Source organism: Proteiniphilum saccharofermentans (assembly GCF_900095135.1).
Classification (GTDB): Bacteria; Bacteroidota; Bacteroidia; order Bacteroidales; family Dysgonomonadaceae; genus Proteiniphilum; species Proteiniphilum saccharofermentans.
In genome coordinates this window covers 3,564,517-3,583,460 of the sequence record NZ_LT605205.1, presented here as the reverse complement: position 1 = coordinate 3,583,460, position 18,944 = coordinate 3,564,517, and the positions used below count along the sequence as shown (strand labels likewise).

The following is an 18,944-nucleotide window of genomic DNA, read 5'->3' as shown; positions in this document are numbered from 1 at the left end:
TTTGCCGAGTGCAGAATTGAAAATCGAGGCGTGAAGGCGACTCAATTAACATTCGAGGCGTGAAGGCGACTCAATTAACATTCGAGGCGTGAAGGCGACTCAATTAACATTCGAGGCGTGAAGGCGACTCAATTAACATTCGAGGCGTGAAGGCGACTCAAAATGTCTAAAGTAATTGAACAATAAATTATATGAGATATGTCAAAGAAAGAACTGACCGTCGAACAAGAACAACTTGCACGGTTCGCCAAAGCATTGGGGCATCCTATTCGTATCGCTATACTGGAAATGCTTGCAAGCAAATCGTGTTGTTATCATGGTGATATGTCGGAAATACTGCCCATTGCCAAAAGTACGTTATCCCAGCATCTGAACGAACTTAAGGATGCAGGACTGGTACAGGGCGCAATCACGTTGCCGACAGTCAAATACTGTATCAATGAAGAAAATTGGGAAAAGGCAAAAAGTTTGTTTTCTGTATTTTTTGTCGATATCAATAACGAAGAAAGTTGTAACTCCGAGTAAAAATTTTTGCCCCAAAGTTCGTTGATTTACGAATTATATTGTATAAGTACGAATAATATTACTCTGTATGAAAATAAGGAAAGTGACATTAGAAGATGCAAAAGGCATCTGTGATATTTACAATTATTATGTGGAAAATACAGCCGTCACCTTTGAAACGGCTGTCGTAAGCATTGACGAAATGCAACAACGTATTAAAGGCTTTTTAGATGAGGGCTTTCCTTATTATGTCGGAGAGATTAACGGTAAAATTGCAGGCTATTGTTACCTGCATAACTGGAATAACCGTTGTGCTTATTCATCCACTAAAGAGGTTACAATTTATTTGGATAAAGATATACAGGGCAAAGGTTTTGGTACGATTCTCTATCAGTATCTTTTTAAAGAAATCACAAGTGTCCACTAAAAATTGGACACGGTTAAAAGTTGAATAAATTTAGTTCACTCGAACCATAGAGATCTTTGACATCATTGATATTCTTTTTGTCGAACAAGTCCCGCAAATGGGTCTTGTCGGTAAGCGAGATTCCAAGAATTTGAAGGACTTCGTAGATGCTGCGTTCCAATTTCATGCCGTGTTGAACTATTGCTACAAGGCAATAAGTAATTATTGCACAATAGATTTGGACACGCACGGCATTCTCTGATGTACCCCAGAACTTCTTGATTCGGAGATGTTGCTTCACCCATTTGAAGAATAGTTCCACACTCCACCGATTGCGGTAAAGTTCCGAAATCAGAGAGGCCGTGGCTGTCAGATTATTGGTAAGAAAAATGTATTTGCTACCATCCTCAGGATCGATGCAAATCACCTTTCGCAGTTCCTCCGGATAAACCTTGGTGCTTTTATACACGGTGAAAGTGCCGACTATGTCGGAAACGATGCCTCGCGCAAGTCGCCTTTTCCAAGTTCTCGGCTTCATCTGGACGTTGTTTTTGGCTCTCAGAACGAAGAATCCTTTAGTGCGGTGAATAGTGTACAGGTTGCCGTAATCGTTGTAGCCGCGATCGAAAATATAATGGGCCCCTGGCTCGTATGGTATCTCAAGCATAGCCTTGGAATCGTGTACGTTTGCCGGAGTAATATGCACGAAAGCAGGAACTTGAGCCTCTATATCGTAAAGCGTGTGCATCTTGATGCCGCCTTTATGCTTACGGAATTTAGCCCATTCGAACACCGACAGACACAGGTCAATCGTAGTCGAATCGAACGCATAGACATGCCCTTCAAGCTCGAAGATTTTGTCAATCCGCCGCTTCCTTGCCTCGTTGATCATGAACTTGGCATAGTCCTCGAATATACGATAGTCGCGCTGCTCATTAGCCTTGCTAAGATTGCTTCGGGTCACCGACTTTCCCATTCCAAGATGGTAAAGTTTGCCGCTATGCGCCTCGGTCGCTACAATTAGATCGCGGAGGCTTTCGCGGTTGGTCAGTTGCCCGAACATCATCGTAAGTAGCTGATTCCAACAGGTAAAGCTCTTGACGTATCTATCACCTTCATACTTGCGTACAAGGTAATTGAAGTGATTCCTATCCATGAACTGGACTAATTGGGAGAAAACGAATGGGTCTTTATGCATAACGGTCTGATTCTGACCGCAAAGATAAATTCAAATCCGTTGACTCGAAAATCGGATACAATAAATTGAATATCAACAATTTCAAAGAACTATTATGATTTTTTAGTGGACACTAATGACCCCGGATATTAAAACGATATAATTGATAAATAGAAGAGAGGCTGTCTCTGATTTATTTTGAACTGAATCCCAAAAGTTGAACAAAAACTTTTGGGATTCGCCTTATTGGGGATATCCCTAATGTGTAACACCGAATTAGATTCTTGTCCATAAATGGCGTCTAAAAATCAAGGATTAAACCGGATCCACCAGTAATGGAACATAATTATGGTCGAAGTAATAGCAAATTTGATTTTATTTCCTTTACCTGATTTGCCGTTACTCCGGCTTCCTGGGCAAACTGTTCCCATGCAGAAACCGTATCGACCACTTTTTCGATGATTTCTTTTCCATGTTTTATGCCCATTCGGTCGGCTACTGTTTTCAGGTCTTCGAATGTAAATCCGTCTTGCTTGCCGTTGACAGACATTTGATGCCGATTCGTCCAACGTCCTTGCGGGTTGAAGGAATAGCACAAGTCATAAGCCGGAGCCAGCCGCCATTGGCCCGAGCGATCCATAATAAATGAATGGTTTTTCGTATGGTCGTCATGGTTGCGGGCTACCACATTGAATACCATCCGACGGTAAAACTCTTCCTGTTGGATATATGGTAGCTGCATTTGTCGCATTAACCGGAAAGCCTGTTCGTAAGCATGTCGTTGATCCCGGTCATAATGAGCTATTCCCGCTAAAGTTTGAATATGCAACTTCTCGCCGGAATCGGTACGGTCAAAGCGTTTTGTCATAAAATGATTACTATCGCCTTCTTTCAACAACCGGCACTCCATCATATTTATTCCTACTGCTTTGGCCATTAGATAATAAGCATACTCTATATTACCGATTCCTTTCGGATTATCGGTGATTTGGAAATGTTCTTCATAAACTCCACCGTCAAATTTCAGAAGCCAATAAGTAAAACCTTCCGGAGCGAGAACTTGACCCGACCGCACTTCATTGGTCGATTCGTTATAGGCGATAATCGCTTTCGGTTTGGCTCCACCGGCAGATGTCCCAACCTTCAGTATGTCAAGTATTTTTTGATCCTGATTTTGTAACCTGCTCTGAAATTCCAGCCGGTTTTTGAATACTTCCTCAGCCAATGCCGTGAGTTCGTCAATGTAAATCCGTGTAGACTGATCCAATCCCGGTATTTCCTTTGAAGGTTGAAATTCTAAAGCCCCCATCGCCCGTTTACCCACGTAACATAAATAGTCTAATGGGGTGATTTGTTCATCAGACAATCCTCGTGATGCAAACCACTCATAGATAATCTGGCTACCGAAAGCATCGGGAAGAGAATCAGCAATCAACCCCGGCAATCCCTTAAAACAATTGTTTCGGTTTTGCTGGAATTGGTAAACCATCCCTGCCGAATTACGCAATGGCATCATGACAGGAGAAACATCAAGCCCGGAACGCAAAAACTTATCGTCATATTGAAACGATGCAGCTTCGTTGTTGTGATCCCATATAAGAGCACCCACATTATTCCCCCAGATATTTACATCAACAATTAAGTCATCCATTGTAAATTGTTCTATTGAAAACTTTTAATTCGCTTTATTTCTTTGATGAACTCGCACGCATTCTTTTCTTGCTTTGCAATTTTTTCATAAGGATAGGACTTATGGGTTCTTCGGGTATTAACTGTTCCAGATTTTCCAGTATGCCAAGCCCCCGCATGACCTTTATCAAACTTTCTGTTGAAATGGTTTCACCGTTTTCGAATCTCCGGATAGTTCCTATAGCTACACCTGAATATTCAGAAAGCTCTTTCTGCTGCATGTTCTTCTTTAACCGTAATTCCCTGAACCGCTTCGACAACTCTTCAATGATAGCGGGATCACTCATTTCTGTCCACATAACATTCATGTTTTTTACAAAGGTACAAATAAAATCAATATATTAAATATTAATAGCTGTTTTATACATTAAAATATAATATATTGATGTTTATGGTAATTGTGAATAGAGAACCGGTTATTATAAAAGACAGGGAATTAGAAGAAGAGATGGTTCGAGAACGAACAGTTATGGATGATATCAACAATTATTTCAAATGGGAAATAATCGACAATCTCAGTCATTTCCCATCAATTTATAGACTGGATTATTACCTGTTCAGTCTTTTCAAAAAGGGTAGGGAAAGGTGTATCTTTTACGGGGATAGGATCATGAATGGTAAACTCGATTTTAGTGCCTATGCCTAAAGGGAAAGAACCCCATCTTGTCATTTTCCACGAATTGTTGATCGTGACAGGAACAACATAGGCGGAAGGTGCGTATTTGCAGAGGATTTTCAATCCGTTCTCGGCAAAGCGCCGTGGTTTGCCGGTATTGCTTCGTGTCCCTTCAGGGAATATGACTGCCGAACGTTTGTGTATTTCTATATACTCTGCCAATTGCCGGATGGCGGATAAAGCCTGTTTTCCATCCTTCCTGTCGATCAATACAGATCCGCCATGCCTTAAATTGTATGATATGCTGGGAATCCCTTTTCCCAACTCGATCTTACTGACATATTTAGGATGAATTTTTCGCATATACCACCCGATAGTCGTGATGTCATACCAACTCTGATGATTGGAGGCAACAATCAGGGGTGTATCTGCGGGAAGTTTTTCCAGTCCTCTGATCTTATATTTTGTGCCCAGCACATAAGTGTTCAATACAAGGAAGAAACATAGCACATCGACACTCTTTTTGTGGGCGTTATATCCGAACAGGTTGAAGCATATCCATTGAACCACGTGAAAAATTACCAGCGTAGCTCCAAACAATAGGTAATAAATAATGGAGAGGGGATATGCTATTAACTTTTGCATAATGATTTTATCTTATTTACTTCACAAAAATGTGGCACGAGAATTTGAACATTTCCTGCACAAAGATAATGCTTCTGATGTTTTAATCTGGGTGAATCGAACACTTTTTCTTTTTCGGACTCATAAGAACAGTCGGGGATGGCGTCTTGTCACTAAGAAATAAAAAGATATGGCCAGTAAACCTATAAAACATCCCGCCATACCTACGTACTGAGTTCCTGCATGTGTGCTTACAATCCCGCCAATAAGCGCGCCGCTGCCAATCCCTACATTATATATCCCTGAATAAATAGACATCGCCACTGCCGTTGCATCGGGAGCGACTTTTATGACGGTATCCTGAAATACCAGATTAAAGATCATGAATGATATGCCCCAGAATATGCATAATACAAATATGGTATAAATGTTGATCCCCAATGGATACATAAGAGAGAGCGAAATAGATACACAAATTACGCTTCCACCCATAAGAAACAGCCATCGTTTCTCATTGTAACGGGAGAATAAAAAACTTCCGAAGATTCCGGCAATACCGAAAATAAGCAGTACGATAGTGGCTACATTTTCATCAAGTCCGGCTATATCGATCATAAAAGGTTCTATATAGGTGTATCCGGTAAAATGAGCAGTGATCATAATAACTGTCAGTAGATATATCCCTGTCAGTGCCGGGCGTTTGATTAATTTGGGTAAACTTTTGAGAGATCCCGCGTTCTCACTTTTTAAGACCGGTAATACAAACATCAGGAATATCAATACCAGGAAAGCAGCTATACCAATAAATAAGAAAGTTGTCCTCCACCCCATATACAATCCCACTGTTCGTCCGAGAGGCAGTCCGAGTATAGTCGCCAACGAGCTCCCTGTAGCAATGATTCCCAATCCGGCTGAACGGTGGCCCTCCGGTGCCATTTGCACAGCCATTGGGGCAGCGACCGACCAGAAGATGGCATGTGTGCAAGCCACCATAATACGTGAGACAAATAATGAAGTATAATTATAGGATTGCCATGACAGCAAATGACTTATAATAAATAAAATCAATAGGCCGGCCATTAATTTACGACGCTCTACTCGTGCAAAAATAAGTATCAATGGTAAAGAAGCCAGTGCCACCACCCATGCATAGATGGTAATCAATAGTCCGGCTTTGGCTTCGCTGATGGAAAAACCTTTTGCTATATCGCTCAAAAGGGCTATAGGAGCAAATTCGGTAGTATTGAACACGAATGCTGCAATGGCAATCCCAATACAGGGTAACCATTCTTTAAATTTTGGACGAACCGTTACGGTCGTAATACGATTGTGTGGGTCTGGAATGTTTGTTCTGTTTTTAGCCACTGTAGCCGGACATTTTTTCAGCTGCAAAATTATAGAATATATGTACATTTGTGTCTGATATATCATAAAAAACACTAAACTTGTAACTTTTCATCTTTTTATCCGTTGATTATCAACTTTATTTTAAGTGAGAAGCATCAATTGAATTATGAAAATATGATTGATAGAATAGAAGGGCATATAGTAGATGTTGTTGGAAGAGAGATATTTGAAGGGTCTGTCGAGGTGGAAAATGGCTTTATTACCGCTATAAACAGACACCCTGTTGAGCGAAAGAGCTATATTATGCCCGGTTTTATAGACGCTCATGTGCACATTGAGAGTTCGATGCTTACGCCCGAAAACTTTGGCAATGTGGTTATTCGGGAGGGGACGGTCGCGGTGGTTACCGATCCGCATGAAATAGCCAACGTAATGGGGGTTGGTGGTGTTGATTTTATGATTGAAAACGGCAGGAAATCTCCATTGAAGACCTTCTTCACCATTCCGTCTTGTGTGCCGGCCACTCCTTTTGACTGTTCCGGCGGTGTCATAGCCTCCGGTGATATAGCAAAACTGGCGGCTTCCGGGCAATTTGTGGGACTCTCCGAGATGATGGATATACCGGGCGTATTATCCGAAAATAAAGAGGTAATGGCCAAACTTGCTGTGGCTGAAAAATACCGGTTGCCTATTGACGGACATGCTCCCCTGTTATCGGGAAGCGCTCTTGCCACTTATGTAAGTCATCATATCTCTACCGACCACGAATGTGTGTCTCTTGCGGAAGCGGAGGAGAAGATGGCATTGGGGTTGAAAATACTTATCCGCGAGGGAAGCGCTGCCCGTAACTATGAAGCATTGAAATCACTTATTCGTTCCAATCCGGATGTAGTAATGTTCTGTACTGACGACTCCCATGCATATGAACTACAGACGGCGGGCCACATAAAAAAACTCGTGGCCCGTTCCGTGGCAAACGGATTCGATCTGTTTGACGTGCTCAGAATAGCATCCATCAACCCTATTCGTCATTATCATCTCGATGTCGGGCAATTGAGGATGGGGGATAAAGCTGACTTTATTGTGGTGGATAGCCTGGAGACGTTTGACGTGGAACAGGTTTATATTGATGGAGTGGAACGGATGAGAACCGCTTCCCCGTCTCTGCTTCCTATCGCTATTAATAATTTTAATCGCGATAAAATAGCGGTATCTTCATTACGCAAAGCGGTGTCCGGACAAATTAAAGTGATATCTCTTGTCGAAGGTGAACTACTGACCACTGTTTCCACATATTCACCCAAATTCCCTGTAGAGAACCTTGAAGGGGATACAAGTGAAGATATTGCCAAGATCGTGTATGTCAATCGATATAATAACGGGACTCCCCAGGTAGCTTTTTGCAAGGGATTTCACCTTCAGAAAGGCGCTTTCGCCAGTACCATCGCACATGATTCGCATAATATTATCGCTGTCGGCAATTCAGATATAGAGTTGGCCGGCGCCATCAATGCGGTCATTGAGAGCAAAGGAGGACTTTCTGTATGTTGTGACGGAAAAACAGGACTACTACCCTTGCCGGTTGGTGGAATCATGAGTGACCTGCCCGGAAAGGAAGTTGCCGATATTTACCATGAACTTGATACCCGGGTTAAACAACTTGGGTGTAAGCTTGATGCACCATTTATGACACTCTCTTTCCTTTCATTGGTTGTTATTCCTGAAATAAAAATCGGAGAGAAAGGACTTTTTAGCTATACTGACTTTGATTGGATAGAACAGTAATTCAGGGTGCCTGTATTTGATGAAATATTATTAGCCGAACTAAAAACTAACAGCATATTGATAGACACCGTTATGCAATAAAAATAGTGCATCTTAGAAACGAAATGCTAATCATCCATATCTCAATTATCTTTACTTCTATTACATATCTGCCAAATCCCAGCAAAGACTTTCTACTGTATGTTTATTCAGTTCCTTTGTTTTTAGGATTTTGACTTTCTCTTCAAACAATTGAGGTTTGAAGTTCTTTTTCTGCTGTTTTACTTCAACAGCAACTGCACTCTTATCATCCAAATATACTCCCACAATATCAATCTCATTCTGATTCCCTTTTGGTTCCCACCACGAGCCTATTGCGCGATAAGAAAAACTCTCCTGCATCTTTTGTTTAAAGTACAGTTCCAATGTCTTTCCCGAATAAGTGGGATAATCATCGAGCATGATTTTAGACAGTCCTTCAAAGTTTCCAATCTCAATCAGTGACCTGTTCCGCTCAATATATCTGAACCAAAAGCGCAGGAAATTATCGGTTACTTCGTACCTTACAGTTTGTGTTCCTTCTTTCGCAAAAATGGGACGTTGCTTTTTAATTACTTCGTAAACTGTTTCCAATTTCTGTAACTATGCCCGATTCATTATTTTAAATCCACCTTCTTGGAAGGTGGTGGTTTAATTTGCCTTTCCTTTGCTCCGAAACCACCAGTTCCGAAACGGTCATTTCCGAAATACATATTTCGAATTGAACTATTCTGTAAGCGAATCCACAAATTCCCCAAACCTCAAAATCTTCTCACTATTCGCCTTATTGAAAAGTAAGTGTTCAAAATCCTTTTGCTTCTTCTTCAAATCGACTGTTTTCAGTAATTCGGCTGTTGCCTGCTTGAACTCCTGTAAGCTATGTATTCCACAACGCTTTGACAGAAAATCATAATCCGGCTTGGCTTGCGAAAGTAAAAACATCAGGTCGTAAAAATCACGTCCTTTTGCACGGGCTAACATGGCGGCAATTTTCATGCTGCACAATACGCCATCGGAAGGAACAGGAAACGGGAAAAAGAATCCGCAACCCTTGATATTTGTAATAACCGGAGGGTAAACGACTCCTTGGTCTTGACTTTCGACCTTTATCAAAAAACGTTCTTCCTTGTGTCCGCTTAATCCTAAATCAAATAACAGTTCCGGAAAATGGATATTGCGCCGGAAGGCCGTTAGTTTCGGATTTTCTTTGTCCTTTGCCTCTACCCGCAACCCTAAACGCTCCAAAAACTGGATTACGCCGTTTGTCATTTCAGTAAACTTGTCTTTCGACAGGTCTTTGCAGTCAAAATCCAAATCTTCGGAGAACCGGTCTATCCCTTTTACCAAACGCAGGTTTGTTCCGCCGATAAAAGCCATCTTTTGGATGCTTGGGGTAGAAGAAAGGTAATCCAGAATCATCAACTGCAAATACTCTTTCAGTATGTGCTTATCGAAGCCTGAATTTCCACGGATTTGAGTCGGAAAATAATTTCTTATCTGTTCAATCTGTATCATAAATCGTATGTCTTAAAAAGTAGCTTTACCCGATGGTCAAGCGCCTTGCTTTGAAATTTGGCGCAGTAGTCCATCAGTAAATCCTTGTTTAAATCATCGTGCAGGAAATCTTCATCCAAACGTAATTCTTCTAATTCCTGCTCACTATCGTAGAATGGATAAAGATACAGCAAATCAAGCAATGCCTTCTCGGGTGTGGCAAACTGTATGGTGCGGTTGTCTGCCATTGGCTTCAACTCGTACCCGAATAGTAGGTTTTCTTTGACATTCTTATAAGAGTATTCGCCGAAGTCATTGGCGAAAGATGCTGTTTTCAGGGTTGTCACATTGGTAATCTGCACCACCGCTTCCGGTATCATCCCATAGAACGACAATGCCGTGTGTAGACTAATATAGGACGGGCGGTAAATCCGATTGGCAAAATAAAGAGAATAATCCGGCTTGCTCTTATACTCCGAAAAAGCAAAATAGCCCTGCCGTAATCGGATAAGATATCCTTTCTTAGTCCAACGGGTAAAATTATTCCGGTCAAAATCGGGTTGCCATGCATATACCTGATAGATATTGAAGCACGCCAAATCGAACATTTTAGTCTTAAATTCCAGAAAATTCATTTCCTTATTTTGTTTCTATTATGCAGCAAATATAGTGCGTTTTGGAAATAAAACAAAATGTTGAGATGAATTGAAGATATTCTTGTTCTGTTGACGAGACGAAAATAGACTATTTTTGTCTTGTCGATAGAACAGAAATATAGTGTTTTAGATTACTTTTTCGTATTCAAATCTGACGTTGTCTATATGTGCGATAAACTCCCCATAGGCACGTTGCATTTTTTCGTTTGTAATCTCCTGTGAACTTTTATTCATTAGAATAATCAGTTCGGTTTTTAATAATTTATCCATAAGCGATTAATTTAGAGTTAATAAATGTGTTTACAATAATCACTTACATTGATTTTTTTAGTAGTACTCCAAAGATATAATAAGTTTATTGCTTCATAAATAGCTATTTATAGCTAACTTTGTAGAATGACTTCAAGCAATATAACTCCAGAAAAACTTTGGTTGAGACAGCAAGTTGAGACAGCAAATTAGCGATCTTGATGTTAATTATGATTTGTGGAATAAAAAGAGAGAATCAATATTGAAATTTTCTGTATTTAGAACCCCTACGAATTTGAATCATGTCGAATTTCCACGTATTCATATCTTTATCCTCGTATATAACATGCCATTCGATGCATTCTTCTTCTGTTTCAATTCCGTTTTCATAGAAGATTTCTTTTAGTGATAATTTTTCTGCCAAGTTTTGTACCACAGCAAAACTTTTAGAAATATCCAATTTCTCAGAATAAATATGTAAATCTATATCTCGACTTTTCATCATTAAGTCAGATTTTAATGACCCGATAATGTTAACGGTAGCCCCAATATTTTCCCAAGCTTGAATAATCTTGGTATCTTCCAGTACTCTCCATGCGGATTCCTGATTATATTCTGCAATTTTAATAATATCCATTTAATTTATTTTAGAGTGCAAAGATAAATAAACGAAATATAGTTATGTATAGCTATAATTAGCTATTTAGTCCATAGCCATAATTGCGCTGTGTTAAATATCTTGATTTCATGCGCTATATTTTTGTTATAATTCCTCTTTCAAACGATTCTAATTAAGAATGCATTCCATCTCTTGCTAATTTAATCTTTCCCCATTACATAGAACATTTGCGCCACTTCCTGTCAATCACATCCTTTGCTACCCATATCCAGAAGCACTTCCTTTCTTATCCTATATTTGTTGGCAAATCGAATAAAGTCAACACTTATGGATATTATTGCAATAGAAAAAGAATCATTTGAAGCATTCAAAAAGCACTTGGAGAAAATTGCTTCTTTAGCTCCGAAACAACCATTTAATGATACTCAGTGCATTGAGCAAGAATGGATTGAGGGCAAAGAACTGGCGACTTCTCTGAATATTTCTCTTCGCCGTTTGCAAACGCTTCGAGAATATGGTAAACTCTCATTTTCTACCATCGGGAAGAAAATATATTATCGCATTGCCGAAGTGAAATCTTTGTTGGACAAAAGTAGAGTCAACTTAAAATAAGCCACCATGCAACTACACACCGATAAAGATTGTCAAGAATTATTGCAAGCCTTAAACAGGACTTTGCCATATATTGAGCAGGTTTTGAAAACGCATAAGCCATTATTTGATGGCGAACGATATCTGACGAGCGAAGAACTTTGTTCTATTCTAAAAATGAGCCGACGTTCTTTGCAAGATTACAGGAACAAGGGGATTTTGCCATTTATCCAATTGCCAGGAAAAGTATTGTTCCGTGAGTCTGATATACGAAAAGTGTTGGAGGAGCGATTTCGACCTGCGTATGATGGTTCTTTATAAATTTTCTTCGCCATTGTTTTTAAACGGCTGAATATTCACATTGAACAATTCAGCCGTTTCTGTTTTAATCTACTTTGCAAAACTCTCTTTTACTCCCTGCATATCTCTAAGAATACTTTGGTCAAGTACTTTTGCATAGCGCATAGTCATTCGGGTATTAGTATGCCCAACCATTTTAGCGATGTTTTCCAACGAAACATTGTTAGCTAGCGTAACCACCGAACAGAACGTATGTCGCCCTGTGTGCGTCGTCAAATTCTTCTTAATTCTACATATATCAGCGATTTCTTTCAAATATGAATTGAGCTTTTGGTTTGCCATTACAGGCAATAAAATCCCTTTCTTTTGGCAATATGGATGTTCTTCATACTTCTCCAAAATCTGCAACGGAATATCAAGGAGTGGAACATTGCACATGATTTTTGTTTTCTGCCTTGCCTTACGAATCCACAAATTACCCTCGTTGTCGGGAACGATATGTTCTTCTTTTAGCTCCGATACATCCACGAATGCTAAACCAGTCCAACATTGGAAGAGGAAAACATCACGTACTAAATCCAATCGGGGAATATCAAATTCTTTGGTTCGCAAAATTTCCAATTCCTCTTTTGTTAGAAACTCTTTGTGAACTTCCTGCTCATGGAATCGGATATTTACAAACGGATTTTTAGTCATCCAATCATTTGCCAAAGCCATATTTGTAATTTTCTTGATTACCTTCATGTAGCGAATTAGCGTGTTTTCCGATAATCCTTTTTCTACTTTCAAGAAATGGATGTAATCTTGAATAAATGCGTGGTTTACCTCTTTGAGCTGTATATCTTTCATGCGATATTTTACCAAAGTCATTTCCCTCATGTATTTCAAGCAAGTATCAAAACGAGAAATAGTAACTTTGGCATAATCAATACCAATCAATTCTCTGCATTTGTCGTTATGCTCTTGAAATACTTGAAGAAACATTTTGTGTTCTTCGTCCAATCCGAGAAACTTTCGTTTAATCTCCATCGGATTGATAAGTTTGTCTTCCAATTCTAAATTTCGATGAATATCCAGTAAGCGAAGTTTTACCGAATCGAGGTAGCGGTTAATTTCTAAGGATGCGGCATCTTTGCCTGTGCATCGCTCTTTCTTTTGATTCCAATACCTCGGAAATACATCTCGCTTAAGTTGGATTTCAACTAATTGCCCATCAATAGAAATTCTCAACATAATGGGTGTTTCTCCCGATTTTTTCAATTTTGTTTTTCTAATGAAGAAAAGCACGTTAAAAGTTTGACGTTTCATACGCTATAAATTAATGGTTTAAAGATACTTAAACCATGCCTTTTGACGTGCATTTAACGAGAAGACAATCAGTGACTTAAAGTGCAATTAGTGGTCAATTTTTCAGCGGTCAAAAAATGACCACGATTTAGCCCTGCGGAATTGCCTAATATTGCTGAAAAAGTGGGGTTTCTTGGAAAAAGAAAATCCCTGAAAGGTTTAATTTTCAGGGATTTACCAAATTTGAAGTCTTTTAAAAGTGGTGCCACCAGGAATCGAACCGGGGACACAAGGATTTTCAGTCCTTTGCTCTACCAACTGAGCTATGGCACCAGCACTGCTTAAATTGCGAGTGCAAAGATAAGAGCATTTTTGAGATTTACAAAATTTGCAAATAAAAAATGCCGAAAATTTTATTTGTCCGCGAGTGGATTCCATCCCTGTGCACGGAGTTGCATCTCCTGGCCGTCACGGGTAACCAGATAGCACCCCTGTTCAGGCGGTGTAATATGCCCCACCAGACGGATCCCTTCCAGTTGGTTCATCTTTTCATGCAGATGCAGCGGAACGGTAAAGAGCAATTCATAATCTTCCCCTCCATTCAGGGCTACGGTGGTTACGTTCATATTGAATGTCTCGGCCATTACCGCAGTCTGATAATCGATAGGTATCCGCTCTTCGAAAAGCTGGCAACCGGCGTTACTCTGTGTGCAGACATGGAGCAGGTCGGACGACACCCCGTCGGATACATCTATCATGGAGGTGGGAACTATCCCGTGTTCCGCCAGCAGGTTCACGATATCTTTTCTGGCTTCGGGTTTTAGCTGGCGTTCCAAAAGATATTCCTTTCCTGCAAAATCGGGTTGGAAGTCTTTGTCGCCGTCGAACACTGTCTTTTCCCTTTCCAGTAGCTGCAGCCCCATATAAGCTGCTCCCAAATCGCCTGAAACATAGATCAGATCGGTGTTTTTGGCGCCGTTGCGGTAGACTATTTTCTCCTCTTCCGCCGTACCGATACAGGTAATGCTGATGGTGAAGCCGGTAAGGGAGGAAGTGGTGTCCCCTCCTATGATATCCACCCCGTAAATCTCACAGGCCAGCCTCAATCCGCCGTAAAATTCTTCTAAGTCTTCTACTGAAAACCGTTTCGATATCCCTAAAGAGACGGTGATCTGCTGTGGCTTCCCGTTCATGGCGTAAATATCGGAGAAGTTGATAACAGCCGCTTTATACCCGAGATGTTTCAGCGGGGTATAGACGAGATCGAAATGGATCCCCTCCAATAAGAGATCGGTAGTTACGAGCGTTCGTTTCGCGCCATTATCCACGACGGCAGCGTCGTCACCCACGCCTTTGATGGAACTCTCCTGCGAGAGCTTGATATCTTTGGTCAGGTGGTCGATCAACCCGAATTCGCCCAATGTCGCTATTTCTGTCCGTTGCATATAAATAATGAATAAAAAGAGGTTGTCTGAGAATTACTCTTATCAAGTATTACAGACACCCTTTTTTATAAAGAATAAAGTTGATTATATTTTTTGAATAATGGTCCGCATGATCTCCGCCATCTTCGGTTGGGCGATCTTGGCAGCTTCCTGTACATCTTCGTGCGACACTTCCACGATCTTGCCGATCACGCCTAAGTCGGTGATGATGGAGAATGCCAGCACTTTCATCCCTGCGTGGTTGGCCACGATCACTTCGGGTACGGTGGACATACCCACGGCGTCTCCCCCGATAATACGCAGGAAATTGTATTCGGCCGGAGTTTCAAAAGTCGGTCCCTGAAGGCCGATATAGACACCGTGTTGCAGCTTGATATTTTTTTCTTTGGCGATCTCCATGGCCATCAGCCGCAGCGATTTGTCATATGCCTCGCTCATATCTGGAAAACGGGTGCCCAATTCATTGAAGTTCTTCCCGTGGAGCGGATGCTCGGGGAACAGGTTGATATGGTCTTCGATCAGCATGATGTCGCCTACATCGAAGCTGGAGTTCATCCCTCCTGCCGCATTGGAAACGAATAGGTATTTGATATTCAATGCCTGGAAAACACGGATGGGAAAGGTGACCTGCTTCATATCATATCCTTCGTAATAGTGGAAACGCCCCTGCATGGCCAGTACTTTCTTGCCGCCGAGCGTACCGACGATCAGTTTTCCGCTATGGCCTTCCACCGTGGAGACGGGAAAGTTAGGTATCTCCGTATAGGGGATTTCGTTTTTATCCTCGATCTCATGTACCAGTTCACCCAGGCCGGTGCCTAAAATAATAGCTGTATTAGGGATTTCGGTAATTCTATTTTTTAGATAATCCGCTGTTTGTTTGATAGTTTCTAACATGTTCTAAAATATTATTATTAAATTGTTCTTGTTCTTTCTCGTTAATGAATGTTACCTGCACCGGGATGTAATAGAGCATTTTCTTCATCTCTTCATCGAGATAAGGCAATTCTCTGAGGCGGACAGCATCCTTCTCGGTGGTGAGGATGACCTTGTTGTTGTCATCCACCTCTACCGTATGGATCAATTCCCGGATCGATTGTATGTCTTTCTCTTTAAAAGAGTGGTGATCGGGAAAAAATTTCGTGTAGAGGTTGTAGGTGATAAGCTCTACCTTATCTACAAGAGGTTGGGGTGAGGCTATGCCTGCCACTAAAAAGATATGTTTCTTGCGAATATCCAATGCCTGTAGTGGTCCACCCTGCAACTCCGGAAAGAGAGGCATTATCATTCCGTAATCGAGGCCGGTGAAATAGAGTTGTTGAAAAGCATAAAGTGCTAATCCGTTCGTATAGATCCGGAAATCAATGGGCTGCATATCAGGGTCACATTTGGTGACTATGATGATGGACGCCCTTTCTTTGCCTTTCAGCGGTTCGCGTAGTGATCCCGCGGGTAACAACCGGTCTTCGAAAACGGGACGGTTACTATCCACCAATAGGATGGAGAGTGAAGGTCGTACATAGCGGTGTTGAAAGCCGTCGTCGAGAAGGATCACATCGGGACGCTCCTCTTTTTCAATAGAAAGGATTTTGCTGATACCACTCACCCGGTCTTTATCGACAACAACCAGTGCTTCCGGGAATTTTTGCTTGATCTGCAGGGGTTCATCTCCCACATCGTGTGCTTTCGAATCGGTGTCGACAATCTTAAAACCGTTGCTTTTTCGTTTGTAGCCTCTGCTGAGCACTGCTACTTTGTATATCGGTGATAATAACCTGATGAGATATTCAATATGCGGGGTTTTGCCCGTACCGCCTACAGTGAGGTTACCCACACAAATCACCGGAATATCGAATGATGTTTGTTTGAGTATCTTTTTGTCGAACAGTGCATTCCGGAAATTCACACCAAGGCCGTAGAGCCAGGCTAACGGCGACAATGATCGACGTATTTCGGCGGAAGGTTTGTCCTTTTCCATTTAGTGAACTTTTTTGTTAAGCCAAAATAACGGTTAAGCGAGAGCAATGCCAAGCTTGCTTGAAACATTGCCGGGCAATAGTTATTTATCAAAGTGAACAGAAGGCAAGCTTGCTTGCATTATGTCATGGCGAGAATTGGAAATCGAGGAGCGAAGGCGACTCAAAATACCTAATTCTATTGAATATTCAAATTATACGGAATTCTTGCCTGGATATAATCCTGCTCTTTGATATCTTTTAGCAGCATAAACATCTCGTAACTTTCACCCAGATATTCTTTCATTGTCCGGGCAACCAGTTCCTCCTTCCGGGGGTTGAGCAGTTCATCGAAACGAGAACGGAGTTTCGGATACTCGAATACCACATAACTCTTACCCAGATTAGCCATCTCGGCAGCTATTTCGATGGCTCTCTCAATCCCACCCAATTCATCCACCAGCCCGATCTCTTTGGCTTGGTTCCCGGTCCACACACGGCCTTCGGCATAGAGCGCCATCGAGTCTTTTGGCATGTCGCGCCCTTCCGAACAGCGTGTCAGGAAGAGATCATAACCTCTCTCGACCATGGACTGGAGCAATTGTTTCTCTCTTTCGTTGAAGGGACGTATAACGTTGCCAAAATCGGAAAACTCGTTGGTTTTCACCTCATCGGTAGATATTCCGAGTTTTTTTGCAGTCCCCTCAAAACTGGGAATAGCACCGAAAACACCGATCGATCCGGTCAGGGTAGTAGGCTGGGCAACTATCTTATCGGCATTGCAGGCGATATAATAACCGCCGGATGCCGCCATATCGCCCATAGAGACCACAACCGGTTTTTCCGCTTTCAGGTCGGTGATGGCTTTCCATATCTGTTCGGAGGCATAGGCACTACCGCCCCCCGAGTTGATACGGAATACCACCGCTTTTATCTCTTTATCTTTTCTCAGTTTCTCGATCTGATCCACCATATATTTATCCTGTATGTTGGATGATCCGGTACCTGAAATTATATTCCCGTGCGCATATAAGATGGCGATCGTATTGTCGGTCTTCTTTACGGTTTTCGTGGTTACCGATTTCATATTGGCCACGGTCGCCGACGGGATCTTTGCCTCTTCATCGATGTCGAGCAGGCTCCTCAGGTAATCCTTCATCTCCGTTTCATACAGGAGGGTATCTACCAGATTGGCTGAAAGCAGGAAGTCGGTCGATTGTACGGCAGGCAGGTTGTTGGCCAGCGAGTCGATATCGGCAATTGTAAGTGAACGCGATTCCGCCAGATCACTTCTGAGGAAGCTCCATGCATCGTTCAGGAAAGAGCTTACCTGTTCCCTGTTGGCTTCACTCATTTCGTTCTGGGTAAACGGTTCCACCGCCGATTTGTAGGTTCCCACCTTGAATATCTGCATTTCGATCCCCAGCTTATCGAGGGCGTCCTTATAAAAGACCGGTATCGAGGCCAGGCCGTGGAGGTCGAGCATTCCCTGCGGATTGATGGCCACTTTATCTGCTACGGAAGCAAGGTAATAGCCTCCCTGGGTATAGGTGTCGGCATAGGCAACGATAAATTTCCCGCTCTCCTTGAAATTTTCCAGTTCATGGCGGATCTCGGCTAATGTGGCCATGGAGGCGGTCATGATACGGGAATCGATATAGATCCCCTTTATTTTATCGTTATTCTTTGCTTTCCTGATGGCACTCACAATATCGTTCAAACCCATAGGCAAAGGACGGTTAGAGCCCATCATAGAGGTAAACGGATCCTCTTCGGGTGTACGTTCCGTGATAGGGCCATTCAAGCGGAGATTCAACACCGTATTGTCTTGAAGGATAAATTTCTCACCGCCCGACATAGATCCGAGAAAAGATCCTATTGCCCCAAAGAAAAAGATCATTGCAATTATAGAAAAGAGAATGTTCGCGATAACAAAGCCCAAAGCGGACGCGAGCACGATTTTTAGAAAATCCTTCATAGAGTAATTATTAATTGATTATTAGTGCAAAAATAGAGAAAAAAGAGTTATACCCCAAGTTAATTTACATATTCTTAATTAATTTCATTTGTCCGTTTTTACCGTTGGTAGTAATTTTGATGCGTGAAGATTATGCTCAATGGAAAGGAGTATTATTCCTTAAAAAAACATAAATAGGGATAAAAATCTCCTGGTTCACGCAGC

The 18,944-nt window shown here is 41.6% G+C and carries 19 protein-coding genes, 1 tRNA gene and 1 pseudogene; 5 read left to right on the top strand and 16 right to left on the bottom strand.

What is annotated here, in order from left to right:
* The first annotated feature begins 198 nt into the window (after window positions 1-198).
* On the top strand, window positions 199-525 hold the full coding sequence (locus PSM36_RS13930; RefSeq protein ID WP_019538828.1) for an ArsR/SmtB family transcription factor: 327 nt from the start codon (window positions 199-201) through the stop codon (window positions 523-525).
* Window positions 526-592: 67 nt separating this feature from the next.
* On the top strand, window positions 593-931 hold the full coding sequence (locus PSM36_RS13925; protein WP_232001464.1) for a GNAT family N-acetyltransferase: 339 nt from the start codon (window positions 593-595) through the stop codon (window positions 929-931).
* Between the two features lie 13 nt (window positions 932-944).
* Here PSM36_RS13925 and PSM36_RS13920 read toward each other — a convergent pair whose 3' ends face one another.
* The 5 genes from PSM36_RS13920 to PSM36_RS13900 form a co-directional block, all read right to left on the bottom strand.
* On the bottom strand, window positions 945-2,108 hold the full coding sequence (locus tag PSM36_RS13920; protein ID WP_076928794.1) for an IS4 family transposase: 1,164 nt from the start codon (window positions 2,106-2,108) through the stop codon (window positions 945-947).
* A gap of 325 nt (window positions 2,109-2,433) precedes the next feature.
* Window positions 2,434-3,738, bottom strand: coding sequence for a type II toxin-antitoxin system HipA family toxin (locus PSM36_RS13915; protein WP_076931438.1), 1,305 nt, complete (start codon window positions 3,736-3,738; stop codon window positions 2,434-2,436).
* A gap of 34 nt (window positions 3,739-3,772) precedes the next feature.
* Window positions 3,773-4,075, bottom strand: coding sequence for a helix-turn-helix domain-containing protein (locus PSM36_RS13910; RefSeq protein ID WP_076932284.1), 303 nt, complete (start codon window positions 4,073-4,075; stop codon window positions 3,773-3,775).
* 230 nt (window positions 4,076-4,305) lie between these two features.
* Window positions 4,306-5,037, bottom strand: a complete 732-nt coding sequence (locus PSM36_RS13905; RefSeq protein ID WP_076931437.1) for a lysophospholipid acyltransferase family protein — start codon at window positions 5,035-5,037, stop codon at window positions 4,306-4,308.
* Window positions 5,038-5,157: 120 nt separating this feature from the next.
* Window positions 5,158-6,381, bottom strand: a complete 1,224-nt coding sequence (locus tag PSM36_RS13900; RefSeq protein WP_232001463.1) for a sugar transporter — start codon at window positions 6,379-6,381, stop codon at window positions 5,158-5,160.
* 156 nt (window positions 6,382-6,537) lie between these two features.
* On the opposite strand from PSM36_RS13900, the gene ade reads away from it, so the two are divergent.
* Window positions 6,538-8,148: an adenine deaminase gene (gene ade, locus PSM36_RS13895; protein WP_076932282.1), complete on the top strand. Its 1,611-nt coding sequence runs from the start codon at window positions 6,538-6,540 to the stop codon at window positions 8,146-8,148.
* A gap of 141 nt (window positions 8,149-8,289) precedes the next feature.
* On the opposite strand, the gene PSM36_RS13890 is transcribed toward ade, so the two are convergent.
* From PSM36_RS13890 to PSM36_RS13875, 5 genes and pseudogenes are all read right to left on the bottom strand, one after another.
* Window positions 8,290-8,760: a DUF234 domain-containing protein gene (locus PSM36_RS13890; protein WP_076931436.1), complete on the bottom strand. Its 471-nt coding sequence runs from the start codon at window positions 8,758-8,760 to the stop codon at window positions 8,290-8,292.
* Between the two features lie 132 nt (window positions 8,761-8,892).
* A complete protein-coding gene (locus PSM36_RS13885; RefSeq protein ID WP_076931435.1) occupies window positions 8,893-9,681 on the bottom strand; it encodes a nucleotidyl transferase AbiEii/AbiGii toxin family protein in 789 nt (262 codons plus the stop codon).
* The gene (locus tag PSM36_RS13880; RefSeq protein ID WP_076931434.1) at window positions 9,678-10,295 is read right to left on the bottom strand and encodes a type IV toxin-antitoxin system AbiEi family antitoxin domain-containing protein; all 618 of its coding nucleotides are present in this window, start codon (window positions 10,293-10,295) and stop codon (window positions 9,678-9,680) included. The genes PSM36_RS13885 and PSM36_RS13880 overlap by 4 nt, the downstream gene beginning before the upstream one ends.
* Window positions 10,296-10,442: 147 nt before the next feature.
* Complete coding sequence (locus PSM36_RS17410; RefSeq protein WP_154671035.1) at window positions 10,443-10,586, bottom strand: hypothetical protein; 144 nt, start codon at window positions 10,584-10,586, stop codon at window positions 10,443-10,445.
* Between the two features lie 253 nt (window positions 10,587-10,839).
* A pseudogene (locus PSM36_RS13875) lies at window positions 10,840-11,202 on the bottom strand (phosphoglycerate mutase family protein); the annotation flags it as partial.
* Window positions 11,203-11,511: 309 nt separating this feature from the next.
* Here PSM36_RS13875 and PSM36_RS13870 point away from each other — a divergent pair.
* Together PSM36_RS13870 and PSM36_RS13865 are read left to right on the top strand one after the other, a co-directional pair.
* Window positions 11,512-11,796: a MerR family transcriptional regulator gene (locus tag PSM36_RS13870; protein ID WP_076931433.1), complete on the top strand. Its 285-nt coding sequence runs from the start codon at window positions 11,512-11,514 to the stop codon at window positions 11,794-11,796.
* A 6-nt stretch (window positions 11,797-11,802) separates the two neighbouring features.
* Complete coding sequence (locus PSM36_RS13865) at window positions 11,803-12,096, top strand: helix-turn-helix domain-containing protein (RefSeq protein ID WP_076931432.1); 294 nt, start codon at window positions 11,803-11,805, stop codon at window positions 12,094-12,096.
* Window positions 12,097-12,165: 69 nt separating this feature from the next.
* Here the strand turns inward: PSM36_RS13865 and PSM36_RS13860 are convergent, their stop codons facing one another.
* From PSM36_RS13860 to sppA, 6 genes are all read right to left on the bottom strand, one after another.
* The gene (locus tag PSM36_RS13860; RefSeq protein WP_076931431.1) at window positions 12,166-13,383 is read right to left on the bottom strand and encodes a site-specific integrase; all 1,218 of its coding nucleotides are present in this window, start codon (window positions 13,381-13,383) and stop codon (window positions 12,166-12,168) included.
* A gap of 239 nt (window positions 13,384-13,622) precedes the next feature.
* Window positions 13,623-13,695, bottom strand: a tRNA-Phe gene (locus PSM36_RS13855).
* Between the two features lie 80 nt (window positions 13,696-13,775).
* Window positions 13,776-14,807, bottom strand: a complete 1,032-nt coding sequence (thiL, locus tag PSM36_RS13850) for a thiamine-phosphate kinase (RefSeq protein ID WP_076931430.1) — start codon at window positions 14,805-14,807, stop codon at window positions 13,776-13,778.
* Window positions 14,808-14,891: 84 nt separating this feature from the next.
* On the bottom strand, window positions 14,892-15,704 hold the full coding sequence (locus PSM36_RS13845; protein ID WP_076931429.1) for a purine-nucleoside phosphorylase: 813 nt from the start codon (window positions 15,702-15,704) through the stop codon (window positions 14,892-14,894).
* The gene (gene lpxK, locus PSM36_RS13840; protein WP_076931428.1) at window positions 15,661-16,785 is read right to left on the bottom strand and encodes a tetraacyldisaccharide 4'-kinase; all 1,125 of its coding nucleotides are present in this window, start codon (window positions 16,783-16,785) and stop codon (window positions 15,661-15,663) included. The genes PSM36_RS13845 and lpxK overlap by 44 nt, the downstream gene beginning before the upstream one ends.
* Window positions 16,786-16,961: 176 nt before the next feature.
* A complete protein-coding gene (gene sppA, locus PSM36_RS13835; RefSeq protein WP_076931427.1) occupies window positions 16,962-18,740 on the bottom strand; it encodes a signal peptide peptidase SppA in 1,779 nt (592 codons plus the stop codon).
* Between the last annotated feature and the right edge of the window lie 204 nt (window positions 18,741-18,944).